Source organism: Shewanella sp. H8, assembly GCF_040285065.1.
Lineage (GTDB): Bacteria > Pseudomonadota > Gammaproteobacteria > Enterobacterales > Shewanellaceae > Shewanella > Shewanella polaris.
Genome location: NZ_CP157213.1, coordinates 1,864,800 through 1,881,115, shown reverse-complemented (window position 1 = coordinate 1,881,115; position 16,316 = coordinate 1,864,800). Strand labels below are relative to the sequence as shown.

The following is a 16,316-nucleotide window of genomic DNA, read 5'->3' as shown; positions in this document are numbered from 1 at the left end:
TCTATCGAGTAATGAAGAACGTAAACTCTTTTTCATAATACGATTGCAGTAAGGTCACTTTGACCAAACATTGTAGCCATATCGAATAACTATAATCGCTACAGAGTCCTCAAAGTTGTTATGAATATTAATGTTTTTATGTGACAATTCGCGCCGTTTAACCACACGCTAACTTTCTAAATAATGATGGAGAACAATATGAAACGCGTGTTAATTCCGCTACAAGGCGCACAAATGCTATTTGTCGCTTTTGGTGCGCTAGTGCTAATGCCGTTATTAACCGGTTTGGATACAAGTGTTGCCTTATTCACTGCCGGTTTCGGTACCCTACTGTTTCAATTAGTCACTAAACGTCAAGTCCCTGTTTTTCTAGCCTCCTCCTTTGCCTTTATTGCTCCTATTTTATATGGTGTACAAACATGGGGTATTCCCGCCACCATGGGCGGTTTAATGGCTGCCGGTGGCGTCTATATGCTACTGGGATTAACAGTAAAACTTCGTGGTACAGGGTTCATTCATACCTTACTCCCTCCCGTTGTAGTGGGGCCAGTGATTATGATCATTGGTTTAGGTTTAGCCCCTGTTGCAGTTAATATGGCATTAGGTAAAAGTGGCGATGGCGGCATTATCATTGTTGAACAAAATACTGCATTAATGATTTCTCTTTCGGCATTAATAACAACGATAGTGGTCGCCATTTTCGCTAAGGGATTGGTTCGTTTAATGCCTATTCTTGCCGGTATTCTTGTAGGTTATGGTGTCAGCCTTGCTTTTGGTATTGTCGATTTTACCCCAGTAAGCCAAGCAGCTTGGTTAGCTATGCCAAATTTTGTTGCCCCAGAGTTTAACTGGCATGCCATTTTATTTATGATCCCTGTGGCTATTGCGCCTGCGGTAGAACACATTGGTGATATTTTAGCCATTTCCAATGTAACGGGTAAAGACTATTTTAAAAAGCCAGGTTTACACCGTACTCTTATGGGAGATGGTATTGCTACAGTTGCAGCATCGGCATTGGGTGGTCCACCAAATACAACATACAGTGAAGTCACTGGTGCAGTCACATTAACTAAGAGTTTTGATCCTCGGATCATGACTTGGACTGCTATCACTGCTATCACGTTGGCATTTGTCGGCAAATTAGGCGCCATGATGCAAACTATTCCCGTTCCGGTAATGGGCGGTATTATGTGCTTATTGTTTGGTTCAATTGCCGCTGTAGGATTAAATACCTTAATTCGTAATCAAGTCGATTTATCAGAACCCCGTAATCTGAGTATCGTCGGGGTCACGTTAGTATTTGGTATTGGCGGAATGGCGTTTGGTATTGGCTCATTTAGCCTAACAGGTATTAGCTTATGCGGTATCGTCGCTATAATGATGAACTTGATTTTACCTGCCGTGAAAAAGTCGCAAACTGAGGCGTAAATTTTTCACCGTTGTACCATGAAATAAATATTAAAAAAGCCCCAACGCTATATGCATTGGGGCTTTTTATTGAGAGTGCAATACACTCGTTTATTGGCAATTACTCTGCGGCATCTTCTGTACGAAATTTGTCAGCAGTTGCTTTAATAATTGGTTGAAGTTCACCTTTTTGGAACATTTCAGTGATAATGTCACAACCACCAATCAACTCGCCTTCTACCCATAATTGTGGGAATGTTGGCCAGTTAGCAAATTTTGGTAATTCAGCACGAATATCTGGATGCTGTAAAATATCTACGAACGCAAATTGTTCACCACAGTTGATCATCACTTGAGCAACTTGAGATGAAAATCCACAGCTTGGTAATTTAGGTGAACCTTTCATGTACACAATAATTGGGTTTTCGCTAATTTGCTGTTTAATCTTTTCTACAGTTTCCATTTGATTTCCTAAGTACGACGACTGAACACATAGTAGCTATTGTACGACACCTAGACAAAGAACAAAATGCCACTGTTTGTAAGGTTAATCTAAAATCCATAAAATCGATTAGTGCAATCCACATAATTCCCTAAACAATGATTCACATCACAAAAATAATCAGTACAATAGCAGTAGAGCAATGTTACCTGATGGGTAAACAAAAACGATAACCTGAATCCATGGAGAGATACTAATGGCTTTCGAACTACCAGCATTACCTTTTGCAAAGAACGCACTTGAACCGCACATTTCACAAGAAACCCTTGAATACCATTATGGTAAGCATCACAACACGTATGTGGTTAAACTAAATGGTTTAGTTGAGGGAACTGAATTCGCTGGCAAAACATTAGAAGAAGTTATTAAAACTTCAACTGGTGGTATGTTCAACAATGCAGCTCAAGTTTGGAACCACACTTTTTACTGGAACTGTTTAGCACCTAACGCTGGCGGCGAAGCAACTGGCGATATCGCTGCTGCTATCAATGCTTCTTTTGGTTCTTTTGAAGAATTTAAAGCTAAATTTACTGATTCTGCAGTCAACAACTTCGGTAGTGCTTGGACATGGCTAGTGAAAAAAGCTGACGGTTCGTTAGCTATTGTTAACACAAGCAATGCAGCAACACCGTTAACTGATGAAACGGTAACACCTTTATTAACTGTAGATGTGTGGGAACATGCATACTACATTGATTACCGTAACGCGCGTCCAGATTATTTAGCTCACTTCTGGCAGCTTGTTAACTGGGAATTTGTTAATAAAAACTTTGCTGCTTAATTTAGATTAACAGCAAAAACTAAAGGAGCCTTTTAGGCTCCTTTTTTATGTGCTTTCCGACCATAAGTACGATGACTTATCCGCTTATATTAACATTCACCTCAGTACTTCCCGGTTAAATGCTTTAATCAGCATACACAATCCCACTGTTTGTCGACTACTCAAGTACTAACTCAACATTAATCACATAAAAAAACCAATCAATGTGATTGGTTTTTAGATATGAATTGATATCCCAAGCGGGTAAATCAAAAAGTAGTATTCGTAATTAACGATTAATGCATCACGATTAACGACTCGTTAACTGTTGTCATGACCCATTTCAGCGGGTAAATCATCACGTAGCTTTTGCCACATTTTACCGCTTTCAATACCATTAGTGCGCATTAATGCGGGCACATCTAGATAATTTTTATCCTGAGCCAATTTCTCTAATTTAAGATAAAAACGCATTGTTAATTCACGGGCTTCTTGGCTTGAAAAATAATAGCGGCCGACTCGATTATAAAGACCTTTGAATCCGTTTAAAATTAACACATATAGAGGGTTTCCAGATGCGAAAGCTAATGTATGGTGAAGCTTGTAATCGAATGCGGCATACGCTTCTGCATCATTTTCTAAGCTGTGAATACCAGCCAATACATCAACCACTTTTTCAGGATTGTGACGGATTGATGCACGGAAATATATATTACTTACATTACCTCGCGCAGCCATCAACTGATCGACTAATAATGGAAAACCATCAGGATTTAAATCTGCAATGGTTTCTAAAATATTTAATCCAGATGTTTCCCAAAAGTTGTTCACCTGGGTAGGTTTACCATGTTGAATTTTCAACCAGCCGTCACGTGCTAGGCGCTGCAGTACTTCTCTTAAGGTTGTACGAGTAACACCGATAAGTTCAGAGAGTTCACGTTCAGCAGGTAAAATTGATCCGGGTGGAAATTTATTTTCCCATATAGAACGAACAATATATTTCTCGGCAAAACTCGCGGGCCCTTTGGCATTGATGATCATCAACCTTTATATCCTATTGCAAAAGAATGGCGAACTATTACATCTGATCATACCAGAGCGGTAGAAAATAAAAACCATTGTTTATCTCCATGTTCATTACGGCTGATTTTCGAACAGCTCTGTTATTTAAATATCACAAAAGTTGAATACTTATCACATTACACCATCACTATCATCAACAGATATTCAATTTTAGTGATAATAGTCAATAAGTTTAGTATATACTCATGTAGTTGTTTTGTTAGCATTACGTAATGTTCCCCACAGTGACAACAAGGTTACAAATTATTTTTTTACGTTATATGACAAAAAATACAATATAACCGTTGTCAATTTAGGCAAATTTGTTGTTAACACATTATTCGCTATAACAAGATATTTTATTAATAAGAGAAAAAGTTGGCTAAAGCCCTCAATTCGATTGAATTGAATGTTTAAACTCATTTAACGAAAAGTTGATATTTATCAAGTTTTCAATGTTAAGTTGCCTCTATTCTCCCAAACCTGTTGAAAATAATAATGTGTTGTTAGTTATCAAAACTGGTTGCTATACAAACTTTCACAATCATAATATCGGAGACTGCTATGCAGGTAACCAAAAGCCAGGCGCTATTTGTCAATTTTTTAGGTAATTCACCTGGATGGTACAAATACGCAATTTTGGCATTTTTAGTCATTAATCCCCTGCTGTTCTTTTATGTCAGTCCATTTGTTGCTGGATGGGTGCTGGTGGTTGAATTTATTTTCACCCTTGCTATGGCATTGAAATGTTACCCACTTCAACCTGGTGGACTGTTAGCCATTGAGGCCGTCATCATAGGAATGACCTCGCCTTCGCAAGTGTTACACGAAATAGAAGCCAACTTAGAAGTGCTTTTACTTTTAGTGTTTATGGTTGCGGGTATTTACTTTATGAAACAGCTATTGCTGTTTGTATTTACTAAAATGATCACTAAGGTACGCTCAAAAATCATTGTGTCTTTGATGTTTTGTATCGCATGTGCATTTCTCTCCGCGTTTTTAGATGCACTTACTGTCATCGCCGTCATTATCGCTGTTGCTGTTGGGTTTTATTCTATTTACCATAAAGTAGCGTCAGGCATGAGCTATAGCGACACTGATGCACATGATCACACCTCCGATACTAGCGCTCAGCTTAACGAAGAAGAATTAGAATCATTTCGTGCATTTTTACGTAATTTGTTAATGCACTCTGGTATTGGTACTGCTTTAGGCGGTGTTTGCACTATGGTTGGCGAACCACAAAACTTAATTATTGCAGCACAGGCCCATTGGCAATTTGGTGAGTTTTTCTTGCGTATGTCACCCGTGACGATGCCGGTATTATTTGCGGGTATATTCACTTGTTTTCTGGTAGAAAAATTCAAAGTCTTTGGATATGGTGCGCAATTACCTGATGTAGTACATCGTATTCTTTCTGATTACGCCGCTCATGAAGACGCAAACAGAACTAACCAAGATAAAATGAAACTGGTTATCCAAGCCCTTATTGGTGTGTGGTTAATTGCAGGCTTAGCGCTTCACTTAGCCTCTGTTGGTCTCATTGGGTTATCGGTCATTATCTTAGCAACTGCTTTTAACGGTATCACAGATGAACATTCGTTGGGTAAAGCGTTCGAAGAGGCTTTGCCATTCACAGCGTTGTTAGCAGTATTTTTCGCCATTGTTGGCGTAATTATTGACCAAGACTTGTTTGCTCCAGTTATTCATTGGGCATTAGGTTATGAAGGCAATATGCAGTTGGTGATTTTCTATATTGCAAACGGTTTACTATCAATGGTGAGTGATAACGTGTTTGTGGGTACGGTGTACATTAATGAAGTGAAATCTGCATTAATGAGTGGCCAAATTACTCGAGACCAATTTGACTTACTAGCAGTGGCAATTAATACCGGTACTAACCTGCCTTCTGTGGCAACCCCGAACGGGCAAGCGGCATTCTTGTTCTTGCTAACCTCAGCCATCGCCCCACTGATCCGTTTATCATACGGTCGGATGGTATGGATGGCATTACCTTATACCATCGTATTATCCCTTGTTGGCGTAATGGCAATTGAGACTGGGTTTTTAGTCGACATGACGGATATGCTTTATGAAACTCAATTAATTATCCATCACTCGGCCAAAGACCTTAGTGGGTTAACTAACGGGCATTAACTACCTGTTACCTTTACGAAACAATTGTTTTGATAGAGTGTAAAAACGATAGGGTATTGGACTTAATAGATAAATTATCTTAAAGTCTTGACTACTCACTCAAACACCCTCACTTGAGGGTGTTTTTTTATCTATTAATACGTTTATTAGGAACTGAAATTGTCGCAATTACAGCAGTTTTGTCATAGTCGTCTCTCTTGGGGATTATTGTTATTATCCGCTATAGGGCTGGAACTAGCGGCCCTATTCTTTCAATATGGTATGGAGTTAGCGCCGTGCGTGATGTGTATTTATATTCGTGTTGCGGTACTCAGTATTATGCTGGCAGGGCTCATTGGTATATTACAGCCTAAGGTGTGGTTACTACGCTTAGTCGGTATGGCTGGTTGGGGAGTTGCTGCGATTTGGGGCTTAAAACTTGCGTATGAACTCAACAATATGCAAGTTAACCCATCACCTTTTGCCACATGTTCTTTTTACCCAGAATTCCCTAATTTTATGCCATTAGACACTTGGTTGCCTTCGGTATTTTCTCCAACGGGTATGTGCAGTGATATACCATGGACTTGGCTGTCAGTTAGCATGGCGCAATGGATGATGGTTGGTTTTGCGATTTATGGTGTGATTTGGCTATTAATGTTATTGCCTGCACTTAAACTAAAAAAATAAATTGGAAATATTATTGCGAAGATTGAATAAAAAAAGACCTCAATGAGGTCTTTTTTTATTCAACTTAACACCCAATCGATAGATATACTTACATCATTCAATATCCAACATCGGCCACAAAACAATACAGTCTTCTAAATACTTCACTTTCATTTCGTTAACGGTTTTGCCTTGAACAGAAATACCAGCTGCATGCATGGCATCTTTACTCCCTGTGATCAACGGATGCCAGCTAGGTAAACCTTTGCCAACATGCAAGCGACGATACGCACAACTGTCCGGCAACCAAGTAAGCTCTGCGATATTGTCAGGCGTAATGGCGGTACATTCAGGAACATAAGTAAAACGATCAGGGTATTGACGGCAACTACAACTCTCATCATCTAATAAATGACACGCAGCATTGGTGTAATATAACTTGTCAGTATCATCATCGATAATTTTATTTAAACAACATTTACCGCAGCCATCACAAAGTGACTCCCATTGCTCAGGTGTCATATTGTCTAAAGGCGTTGAGGTCCAAAACTGAGTCATCATTTTTATCTAAAGTGGTTTTATTAATATTTGCTCGCATTTTACACCTAAACCACGGCAATTTATGGTTTAATTTTTTCAGACAGATAGGTTATTGCTAAAGTATCGTGCAATGTGTCTGTAAATTGGTTCAATAAACGAAAGTTGTCATACACCAAATAAAAGCGGCCTTGGACTCCATCAGGGGCAATTAAAGACACTTTCATGTCATTGCGTTGAGGTAAATCATTACCATCAAAACGACTGACACCAAAGGCTTGCCACTGTAAAAATGAATACTGAGACTCTAAGCCAAGTAAATTTGGATCTAACTTGATGGTGATTTTTACTTGTCGCCCCCATGTAGAATCATATTGCCACCCTTGTTGATGCAACATGTTGGCGGTAGACGCAAATGCGTCATCCATGCTGTTCCAAACATCAATCACACCGTTTTTATCCGCATCGACACCGTATTTCAGTAATTGGCTTGGCATCATTTGCATCTGCCCCATTGATCCTGATGAGGTACTACGCAATAAATTTTCACTTATTTTTTTCTGTTCGATCAATTTAAGTGCGGCAATAAACTCATTAATATACTGCGCTTCGTTATCACCTTGATATGCAAGTGAAGCTAATACCGATAAACCAGAGAAACGTCCTGAACGTTCTCCAAAATGGGTATTCATGGCCCACAACGCCATCAAAAAACGTGATTGAACTTGATAAGTTTGACTCAGAAGTTTTATTTGAGATTCATGTTGCTGAAACATGGCTCGAGCAGTACTGACAGTAATAGCAGGGACAACTTGGGGAATAAAATTTTCTAGTGTTTTTGATTTGTCTAAATGGGTGGTGAGATTGGCTTTCTTGAAGGTTTTAATATTGGCAATATAACGTTCAGCAATACGTTGATTTACACCAGCGGCTATCGCCTTCTGTTGAAGTTCCAACAGATAGTCAGAAAAATCACGAGTGCTATCATTAGCCATAACCAAGCTAGCAAAAAAGAAGTAACAAAATACGCTTAAAATGACTTTTTTAATCATATTCGTTTCGATTACTCCTTTAAGATTGCGCTTATTTATTAAGCCCTAATTCTTGTTTATGTTGCTCAAGTAAATTAATTTGTGGAGGTGGTATTTGTAAATAATAGCCTTGTTCAATTAAAGCCGACTTCACTTTAGTAATATCTGCAATACCTAGATGATCTCGTTTAGATAATGGCACAACCATTATTAATGCTGGAGTACCAAACATTTCCATTAACTGCTCAGGAACCTCATCAAAAACATCGCGTTTTTTGACAAAAAGGTAAGTATCTGCTCTACGACCGCTTTTATATACTGCACATATCATTTTAGTGTAAATTTCCAAAGGTTCAAACTTGATAGTCAACTAAGCACACTATAACATGGTGGCACTAAAAAATAATTGTAAATCAGTTATCGCTCAAGCATTGGAGAATCACGCCGAGATGGCTAAACAAAATCTCGAATTAAAGGCCACGTCTTTTACATTATCAGTGCTGCATATTAATCATAATGATCTTGATATCATTGCGACTGAATTAGACAACAAATTGGCTCAAGCACCGCAGTTTTTTTTAGGTGCACCATTGGTATTGAACCTATCAGCTGTTAAACAAGCTCACGTAGACTTTAATGCGTTAAAACAATTATTAATTGATCGAAACCTTATTATTGTGGGCATTACCGATGCCAGTCCTGCGCAAGCTGAACAAGCTAAGAGTATGGCTATTGCGGTCGTTAAGTCGGGCAAACAAGCTGCTAAAGCTGAGTTACCCAAACGAGCGACTAAAATTGTTAAACAAAATGTGCGTTCTGGACAACAAATATACGCAAAAAATGCAGATTTAGTCATTTTTGGTGCGGTTGGTAATGGCGCTGAAGTCATTGCTGATGGTAGCATTCATATATATGGCGCTCTTCGTGGCAAAGCCATGGCGGGAGCCGCGGGAGATAATCAAAGTGTGATTATCGCTAACTCGTTAGAAGCAGAATTAGTGTCGATTGCGGGACAGTATTGGTTGACTGAGCATTTGCAACAATACGATCTAAGTCAAAGAGGTTGTGTTCGCCTTGAAGGCGCATCCCTCACTGTTGAAACATTGCCCCAATAATCGGCAAATACAAGGATATTAAAATAAATGGCGCAAATTATTGTTGTCACATCAGGTAAAGGCGGTGTGGGTAAAACAACATCCAGTGCAGCAATTGCTACCGGGTTGGCCTTAAAAGGAAAGAAGACTGTCGTTATCGATTTTGATATTGGTTTGCGAAATCTCGATTTGATAATGGGTTGTGAACGCAGAGTCGTATATGACTTTGTTAACGTTATTAATGGTGAAGCCAATTTGAACCAAGCGTTAATTAAAGATAAACGCTGCGACAAACTGTTTATTTTACCTGCGTCGCAAACACGCGATAAAGATGCTCTAACAAAAGAAGGCGTGGGCAAAGTACTTGAAAATTTAGCTAAAGACTTCGACTACATTGTTTGTGATTCGCCAGCAGGGATTGAACAAGGTGCAATGATGGCACTTTACTTTGCCGACATAGCGATTGTAACCACAAACCCAGAAGTGAGCTCTGTTCGCGATTCAGACCGTATTCTAGGAATGTTACAAAGCCGTTCACGTAGAGCAGAGCTATCGCTTGAACCGATCAAAGAATATTTATTGTTAACTCGCTACTCACCAGCAAGAGTTAAAACAGGTGAAATGCTCAGTGTTGAAGATGTGAAGGAAATTCTGGCAATTGAATTACTCGGTGTTATCCCCGAGTCTCAATCAGTACTCAAAGCGTCAAACTCTGGTATTCCTGTCATTATTGATCAAGAAAGTGATGCCGGTTTAGCATATGGCGATACGGTTGCGCGCTTATTAGGTGACGATGTGCCGGTTCGATTTATTACAGAAGAGAAGAAAGGATTCCTTAAAAGGATATTTGGGAGCTAATTATGTCGATACTTGATTATTTTAGAAGCAGTAAAAAGCCCAATACCGCATCATTGGCAAAAGAACGATTACAAATTATTGTGGCCCATCAGCGTGGAGAACGCGGTGCACCTGATTACTTCCCAAAGATGAAACAAGAAATCATCGAAGTGATCCGCAAATATGTACAAATTTCAGATGACCAAGTTTCTGTGCAACTTGATCAAAACGATGACAATTTATCGGTACTCGAGTTAAACGTCACCTTACCTGATTCAAAGTAATTAGCTAAGCTAGCGAGTTAGCACCGCTAAATATAAAAAGGATACTGGCATTATGCGAGTATCCTTTTTATTGGGCGTTATTTAGTTAAATCATTATCGTTAACTAAAACGCACATCTGCAAGTAAGTCTCCAATAAGTTGACCTCGCCACCCCGTTAGCAATAGCGGCGTCGGCGTTTGTTTATTGTGATACAACCAGAGTAAAAATTCATGAATATGGCGTTTAGATCCCACAAACTCTAATGCAACATCTTCACGTTCACACAATTCAATTAATGTTGTTTTAATTTCTTTAAATGCCGATTTATAACCAGATTTAAGTGCAACAACATCGACTTCTTCGGGTAAATTAGTTAAATCGGCTGTTGCCATTACCGTTAATAACTCTTTGCCATGAATGCGTTTCTCTTGCTCAGTTAAATCATTTAAACTACTTAATTCTGCTAATGTGGTCGGTTGTTTTTTGGCTAATGCAATTAATGCATGGTCCTTTACCACAAAACCAAGCGCGAGATTACGACTTACCGCCTTGTTTAAGCGCCATTTAGCCAATACTTTTAAGTAAGCTAACTGTGGGCTCGATAACTGGAAAGCATTTTTTACTTTAAGGTAAACACTGTCACCTTCTGGTAATGATAAACGCCCTTCTGTCATACGTTGGCTTTCTTCAAACAACCATTCTAGGCGATTATTGGCAGCAAGCTTCTCTTGTAACTGTGGGTATAATTGGTACAAATAATACACATCATTAGCCGCATACTGTAATTGTGCATCCGACAAGGGGCGTTTCATCCAGTCGGTACGCGATTCGCCTTTATCAATTTCAACTTGTAAACAGGTTTCAGCTAATTTGGCATAACCTAAGCCATACCCCAACCCAGATAGACTAGCAGCAATTTGACTGTCAAAAAGCGGGTTTGGTTGACAGTCACCATAATGAGCAAACACTTCAAGATCTTCACTACAAGAATGTACTAATTTAACAATCTTAGGATCAGTCAATAACTTCCAAAATGGGCTAAGATCTGTAATGGCAACAGGATCTATCAAAGCCAATGTTTTCCCATCGTAAGCTTGAATAAGCCCCAATTTTGCATAGTAAGTACGAGTGCGGACAAATTCAGTATCGAGCACCAATAAGGTGCTTTGTTGGTATTGTTCAACTAATGATAATAAGCTGGCGTTATCACTGATATATTCAAACGTTAACAAAATAGGCTCCGCTATAATATGAATGAGGGCGGTGACAGGTTATCAGATTAACCTCAATAAAAAGCCGGCTAAAGTGCCGGCTATCATTTTACGCTTGCTTAACTTCGTCTCGAAGCTCTCGGCGTAAAATTTTACCCACATTGGATTTTGGTAATTCGTCCCTAAATTCTACCAGCTTAGGTACTTTATATCCCGTTAATTGATGTCGGCAATGCTTAATCAACTCTTCAGCGGTCAGAAATTTGTCTTTTGCGACCACAAAAATCTTCACTAATTCACCACTAGCCTCATTTGGAACCCCTACCGCGGCAACTTCAATAACTTTTGGGTGCATGGCGACGACTTCTTCTACTTCATTCGGAAACACGTTAAAACCAGACACTAAAATCATGTCCTTTTTACGGTCAACAATGTAAAACAAGCCCTTTTCATCCATATAACCAATATCACCCGTCGCTAACCAGCCATCTTTATCAATAACTGTCGCCGTCTCTTCTGGTCGCTGCCAATACCCTTTCATCACTTGTGGGCCTTTAGCAAACAATTCGCCAGTTTCACCTTGAGGTAACACATTAGATTCATCGTCACGAATTTGGATCAATGTTGAAGGCGCAGGGAAACCAATAGAACCGTTATAACCGGCTAAGTTGTATGGACAACAAGTCACCAAAGGTGATGCTTCCGTTAAACCATAACCTTCTAGCAAACGTGTTTTAGTGATTTGTTGCCATTTATCAGCAACTGCACGCTGAACAGCCATGCCTCCACCAATTGAAAATTTCAAACCTGAGAAATCAAGTTGAGCAAATCCATCATTATTAACCAAGGCATTAAATAACGTATTAACACCCGTTAACGCGGTAAATGGATATTTCTTAAGTTCAGCCACAAATGCAGGAATATCACGTGGATTTGTGATCAGTAAGTTTTTACTGCCTTTATGTAAAAACAGTAAGCAATTAACCGTTAATGCAAAAATGTGATAAAGCGGCAGTGCAGTTACCACAAACTCGACACCGTCTTTTAATGCTGGTGAATACGCGCCATTAGCTTGTAACACATTACTGACGATATTTTCATGAGTTAACATTGCACCTTTAGACACACCGGTTGTACCGCCTGTGTATTGTAAGAAGGCTAAATCATCGCCGGTAATTTCAGCTTTGATATATTGTAAACGTCGCCCTTTTGTTAAGGCATCACGAAATGATAATGCATGTGGTAAATGGTATTTAGGTACCAATCTTTTGATGTACTTTACGACAAAGTTAACTAAGGTGCGTTTAGGTGCACTAAGTTGATCACCCAAGCTAGTAATAATCACTGACTCTACCGGAGTTTCATCAACGACTTCTTCCAAAGTATTAGCAAAGTTTGACACCACAATGATGGCTCTGGCGCCAGAGTCGACTAATTGATGCTTTAATTCTCTTGGTGTATACAGCGGGTTAACATTAACTACCACCATACCTGCGCGAAGAATACCAAATAGTGCAATAGGATATTGCAATAAATTAGGCATCATAATGGCGACACGGTCACCTTTGTTTAAATGCAGTTCGTTTTGTAAATAAGCTGCAAATGCTCTACTTCTCTCTTCAAGTTTGCGGTACGTTATCGTTGCCCCCATATTTATAAACGCAGGTTGATCGGCATATTTTGCCACTGCATTTTCAAACATATGTACTAAAGAGCTGAATTGAGATGGGTCGATTTCGGCCGGCACATTTTCAGGTAAGTTATTAATCCAAGGCTGGTCCACAGGTGTCTCCTAATAATTACCACTGTGCTAAGACGTGCATTCCCCGTCAGTGGTAAAATTTTTTAGCGACTGCGTATCATTAATTTTGTTATCGCAGGCTTTTTTATGTTTCTTGTAGTGATAAAAATCATACAAGCGTTTTAATTTTTGACCATAATCACATAAATGAATTAAAAATAACAGCGATTTCAGTTAACAGACCGACTAATTTAGAATAAAAGCTCCAATCGTTTCTGCGACTTGATTGGCATTCCCCATATGTAAATGGTGATCCCCCATTAATGTTAGCATTTTAATGTTGGTAAACCAGGCATTTGCATGTTGTTCTGACAAAGTGAGTTGCTTGTAACCATCTTGCGCTGCAATAAATAAAGTATCGGTATCGCTAGTGGTCATTAATGCATCAACTTGTTCAAATGTGAAACGATTCAATGAATCAAGTTTTAACCTAGGGTCACTTCTCCAAGCATATTTATCACCAACTAATTGCATATTACGCTCTGTAATCAATTTACACCAAGGCAAGGCTAATCCGGTTAGTTGATGACGCGCATGAATTGCAACATCAAGAGAAGAATAAGTGGGAATGGGCCGAGCTAATTGACGATTAAAACGTTGTTGTTGCAGTAAACCTTTACGCAAACGGGATTTAGCATTATCTGCAGATTCTGATAATGGTGCTAAAGCTTCTATTAATACTAACTTAGCAATATTTTCACCTAAACAAGCGTTATAAGCGGAAGCAATAATGCCCCCTAAAGAATGTCCCATCAAAATAATAGGTTGATTATCAGAAACAAGTTCAATGACGGCTTGTAAGTCATAAATGTAATCAACCCAATGCAAAGGATAACGTCCAGGACGGTGTTCTGACAATCCATGTCCGGGCCAATCAATACATAATAATTGATACCGTTCAAACAACCCTTGTTGCGAAAAAGCCTCCGCTAAAGGGATGAAGCTGTCGGCATTATCAAGCCAACCATGCAAAGCCAGTATGATTGGCTTATCTGCTTGACCATAGCGTTTAGCTGCGAGCGTAATATGAGCCAACGGCAATTGAATTTGTTCTACGTTAACGTTCAACATTGTTGGCTCACTTTACAGATTTATTTAGCAGCAGTTTTAGTAAACTTAAGTGTCATGCGGTCACTTTCACCTATATCAAGATACTTCTGCTTATCTTGATCGCCCATGGCTAAACTTGGTGGTAATGTCCACACGCCTTTCGGATAATTTTTACTGTCTTTGGGATTGGCATTCACTTCAGAGCTAGCGGTCAGTTCAAAACCGTATTTGTTAGCCAATTCGACCATTTGATTTTCATCCATATAACCACTTTCTGCAGCCATACCGATATTTGCACGGTGTTCAACAATGCCTAATGAACCGCCGACTTTTAACACATCATGAGCGGCTTTAAACACACCTTCTAACTCCCCTTTCATTGCCCAATTATGCAAATTACGGAATGTTAATACCTGGTCGGCAGAATTATCTTTACCCAGTGAAAGCTTAGCCGGTGGATCAAGGGTAACAAACTGAACATTACCAACGCTGGCTTTATTGTCATTGACCCACTTTTCAAATTTTAAACCTGCTGATTTATAATAAGCTGCTCTAGGGCTATCTACTGTAGGCTTAGTTTCAAAATTAGCAGCCACATAATGGCCCTTATCAGCTAAGTAAGGCGCTAAAATTTCAGCATACCAACCACCACCTGGCCATAATTCAATAACAGTTTGATCTGGCTTTACATCAAAAAAAGCCAACGTTTCTGCAGGATGGCGATATTGATCACGCAGCTTATTATCTTCTGAACGAAATTGACTCGCGACGGCTTGTGCAAGCGCAGCATTAACCTGCGGCACTGCGACTGATTGGTTTTGCGTGTTATCTGTGCTCGCAGCAAATGCAGCTGCTGACATACCTAAACTTGATAAGCCAATTAAGGCTCCTAACATCATGTTACGTTTCATTTTGACACTCCCTTTTTTCGATTAACTTTACGCCAACAGAGCCACAACATAAACCCACTAAATGCGAGCCATGTCATTACCCACAACCATGCCGGCAACCATGTTATTTTAGCTAACATCACCGCATCGCCTTGGCCACTTAACCCTAATAACACCATAGGGCTGGCCATGGCGTTTAACATAATCATTAAGCCTAATATACGCAATAAACTATTGAGCAGACCACTGTTTTTTAATTTAAGTGGTAACAAAAAAAGTATTATCAAGACGCTAAGAATAATAATGGTTAGCACATCTCGAGCCCAGAAAAGTAGTGAAGCCACCACCGTTAGGCCTAACAGAGACAAAGTAAATCTGATAGTGTGTTTTTGAGTCGCCAGTAGAAATATCGCATAACCCCATAACGCGGCGCCGAAATAGCCTGCATAAGCAATTAATATACTATTACCGCCTTGACTAAAACAAAGGCCTGCACCGTTTGGAAATAACTGGATATGACTCACAGTGCCACCCGTCAATAACGTCGCGATGCCATGAGATAATTCGTGAAAATAGCTTTCAAACCATTTAAAAGGAATAGAGATATAAGGAAATCGAGTCAGTAAAAAGGCCAATAGTAATTCGATCATAAAACGGCTACGACTGGGGATTGCAGACAAAGGCGGGTTAGGCATACAAATCAATACCAACCATTTGTTGAATTTCGTCTCTTTTAGCAGAATGTTGAGTAGACAAATATTGCGCTATTGCACCACGTTGGCCATTGGTATCACGATCATATTCAACGCGGGCTTGTTGTTTGGCTGACAAGGTTACATCATCAACAATGGCCACATCATTGCTTTCAATACTTTGCAGCTCAATATCATCAGCTGAAGTGTTAACAACTATGGGGTCTTGGGGTGGAGTAATCGGTCGATTTCCAGCAACAGCTTGGCTCAAGCTGACTGGGCCAGATTGATTATTTGCCATTGACAATGCTGCATTTATCGTCATTAACGACACCGTTTACCTATAATTCTATTATACACTTTATGTCAAATT

At 39.4% G+C, this 16,316-nt stretch carries 18 protein-coding genes; 7 read left to right on the top strand and 11 right to left on the bottom strand.

Annotated features, from left to right (window positions below; translation table 11 throughout):
* Positions 1 to 198 precede the first annotated feature (198 nt).
* Complete coding sequence (locus ABIS04_RS08225; RefSeq protein ID WP_350433135.1) at positions 199 to 1,428, top strand: uracil-xanthine permease family protein; 1,230 nt, start codon at positions 199 to 201, stop codon at positions 1,426 to 1,428.
* A 100-nt stretch (positions 1,429 to 1,528) separates the two neighbouring features.
* On the opposite strand, the gene grxD is transcribed toward ABIS04_RS08225, so the two are convergent.
* On the bottom strand, positions 1,529 to 1,870 hold the full coding sequence (gene grxD, locus ABIS04_RS08220; RefSeq protein ID WP_011637214.1) for a Grx4 family monothiol glutaredoxin: 342 nt from the start codon (positions 1,868 to 1,870) through the stop codon (positions 1,529 to 1,531).
* A 235-nt stretch (positions 1,871 to 2,105) separates the two neighbouring features.
* On the opposite strand from grxD, the gene sodB reads away from it, so the two are divergent.
* A complete protein-coding gene (gene sodB, locus ABIS04_RS08215) occupies positions 2,106 to 2,690 on the top strand; it encodes a superoxide dismutase [Fe] (protein ID WP_350433134.1) in 585 nt (194 codons plus the stop codon).
* Between the two features lie 300 nt (positions 2,691 to 2,990).
* Here sodB and fadR read toward each other — a convergent pair whose 3' ends face one another.
* Positions 2,991 to 3,710, bottom strand: a complete 720-nt coding sequence (gene fadR / locus ABIS04_RS08210; RefSeq protein ID WP_137227283.1) for a fatty acid metabolism transcriptional regulator FadR — start codon at positions 3,708 to 3,710, stop codon at positions 2,991 to 2,993.
* Between the two features lie 585 nt (positions 3,711 to 4,295).
* On the opposite strand from fadR, the gene nhaB reads away from it, so the two are divergent.
* Together nhaB and dsbB are read left to right on the top strand one after the other, a co-directional pair.
* Complete coding sequence (gene nhaB / locus ABIS04_RS08205; protein WP_137221004.1) at positions 4,296 to 5,888, top strand: sodium/proton antiporter NhaB; 1,593 nt, start codon at positions 4,296 to 4,298, stop codon at positions 5,886 to 5,888.
* A 159-nt stretch (positions 5,889 to 6,047) separates the two neighbouring features.
* Positions 6,048 to 6,557 (top strand): disulfide bond formation protein DsbB, encoded by a 510-nt coding sequence (gene dsbB / locus ABIS04_RS08200; RefSeq protein WP_350433133.1) that lies wholly within the window; start codon positions 6,048 to 6,050, stop codon positions 6,555 to 6,557.
* A 93-nt stretch (positions 6,558 to 6,650) separates the two neighbouring features.
* Here dsbB and ABIS04_RS08195 read toward each other — a convergent pair whose 3' ends face one another.
* From ABIS04_RS08195 to ABIS04_RS08185, 3 genes are read right to left on the bottom strand one after another with little or no spacing between them, the layout of a single operon-like run.
* Complete coding sequence (locus tag ABIS04_RS08195; protein WP_140234016.1) at positions 6,651 to 7,097, bottom strand: YcgN family cysteine cluster protein; 447 nt, start codon at positions 7,095 to 7,097, stop codon at positions 6,651 to 6,653.
* A 59-nt stretch (positions 7,098 to 7,156) separates the two neighbouring features.
* The gene (locus ABIS04_RS08190) at positions 7,157 to 8,125 is read right to left on the bottom strand and encodes a lytic murein transglycosylase (RefSeq protein WP_350433132.1); all 969 of its coding nucleotides are present in this window, start codon (positions 8,123 to 8,125) and stop codon (positions 7,157 to 7,159) included.
* Positions 8,126 to 8,156: 31 nt separating this feature from the next.
* The gene (locus ABIS04_RS08185; RefSeq protein ID WP_137221013.1) at positions 8,157 to 8,435 is read right to left on the bottom strand and encodes a YcgL domain-containing protein; all 279 of its coding nucleotides are present in this window, start codon (positions 8,433 to 8,435) and stop codon (positions 8,157 to 8,159) included.
* Between the two features lie 118 nt (positions 8,436 to 8,553).
* Between ABIS04_RS08185 and minC the strand changes: the two genes are divergently transcribed.
* From minC to minE, 3 genes are read left to right on the top strand one after another with little or no spacing between them, the layout of a single operon-like run.
* Positions 8,554 to 9,219 (top strand): septum site-determining protein MinC, encoded by a 666-nt coding sequence (minC, locus tag ABIS04_RS08180; protein WP_137221015.1) that lies wholly within the window; start codon positions 8,554 to 8,556, stop codon positions 9,217 to 9,219.
* A gap of 27 nt (positions 9,220 to 9,246) precedes the next feature.
* Positions 9,247 to 10,056: a septum site-determining protein MinD gene (gene minD, locus ABIS04_RS08175; RefSeq protein WP_137221017.1), complete on the top strand. Its 810-nt coding sequence runs from the start codon at positions 9,247 to 9,249 to the stop codon at positions 10,054 to 10,056.
* Between the two features lie 2 nt (positions 10,057 to 10,058).
* Positions 10,059 to 10,319, top strand: coding sequence for a cell division topological specificity factor MinE (gene minE, locus ABIS04_RS08170; protein WP_011637201.1), 261 nt, complete (start codon positions 10,059 to 10,061; stop codon positions 10,317 to 10,319).
* A 99-nt stretch (positions 10,320 to 10,418) separates the two neighbouring features.
* Here the strand turns inward: minE and rnd are convergent, their stop codons facing one another.
* The 6 genes from rnd to ABIS04_RS08140 form a co-directional block, all read right to left on the bottom strand.
* Entirely contained in the window at positions 10,419 to 11,531 is a 1,113-nt protein-coding gene (gene rnd, locus ABIS04_RS08165; RefSeq protein ID WP_350433131.1) for a ribonuclease D, read from the bottom strand.
* 88 nt (positions 11,532 to 11,619) lie between these two features.
* Entirely contained in the window at positions 11,620 to 13,293 is a 1,674-nt protein-coding gene (gene fadD, locus ABIS04_RS08160) for a long-chain-fatty-acid--CoA ligase FadD (RefSeq protein ID WP_350433130.1), read from the bottom strand.
* A gap of 204 nt (positions 13,294 to 13,497) precedes the next feature.
* Positions 13,498 to 14,382, bottom strand: a complete 885-nt coding sequence (locus ABIS04_RS08155) for an alpha/beta hydrolase (RefSeq protein ID WP_140234013.1) — start codon at positions 14,380 to 14,382, stop codon at positions 13,498 to 13,500.
* 20 nt (positions 14,383 to 14,402) lie between these two features.
* A complete protein-coding gene (locus ABIS04_RS08150; protein WP_137221024.1) occupies positions 14,403 to 15,272 on the bottom strand; it encodes a class I SAM-dependent methyltransferase in 870 nt (289 codons plus the stop codon).
* Positions 15,269 to 15,946, bottom strand: a complete 678-nt coding sequence (locus ABIS04_RS08145; protein WP_350433129.1) for a M50 family metallopeptidase — start codon at positions 15,944 to 15,946, stop codon at positions 15,269 to 15,271. The genes ABIS04_RS08150 and ABIS04_RS08145 overlap by 4 nt, the downstream gene beginning before the upstream one ends.
* Positions 15,939 to 16,268 carry a hypothetical protein gene (locus ABIS04_RS08140; RefSeq protein WP_350433128.1) on the bottom strand — a complete coding sequence of 110 codons (330 nt, stop codon included), beginning with the start codon at positions 16,266 to 16,268 and terminating at the stop codon, positions 15,939 to 15,941. Before ABIS04_RS08140 ends, ABIS04_RS08145 begins: the two co-directional genes overlap by 8 nt.
* Between the last annotated feature and the right edge of the window lie 48 nt (positions 16,269 to 16,316).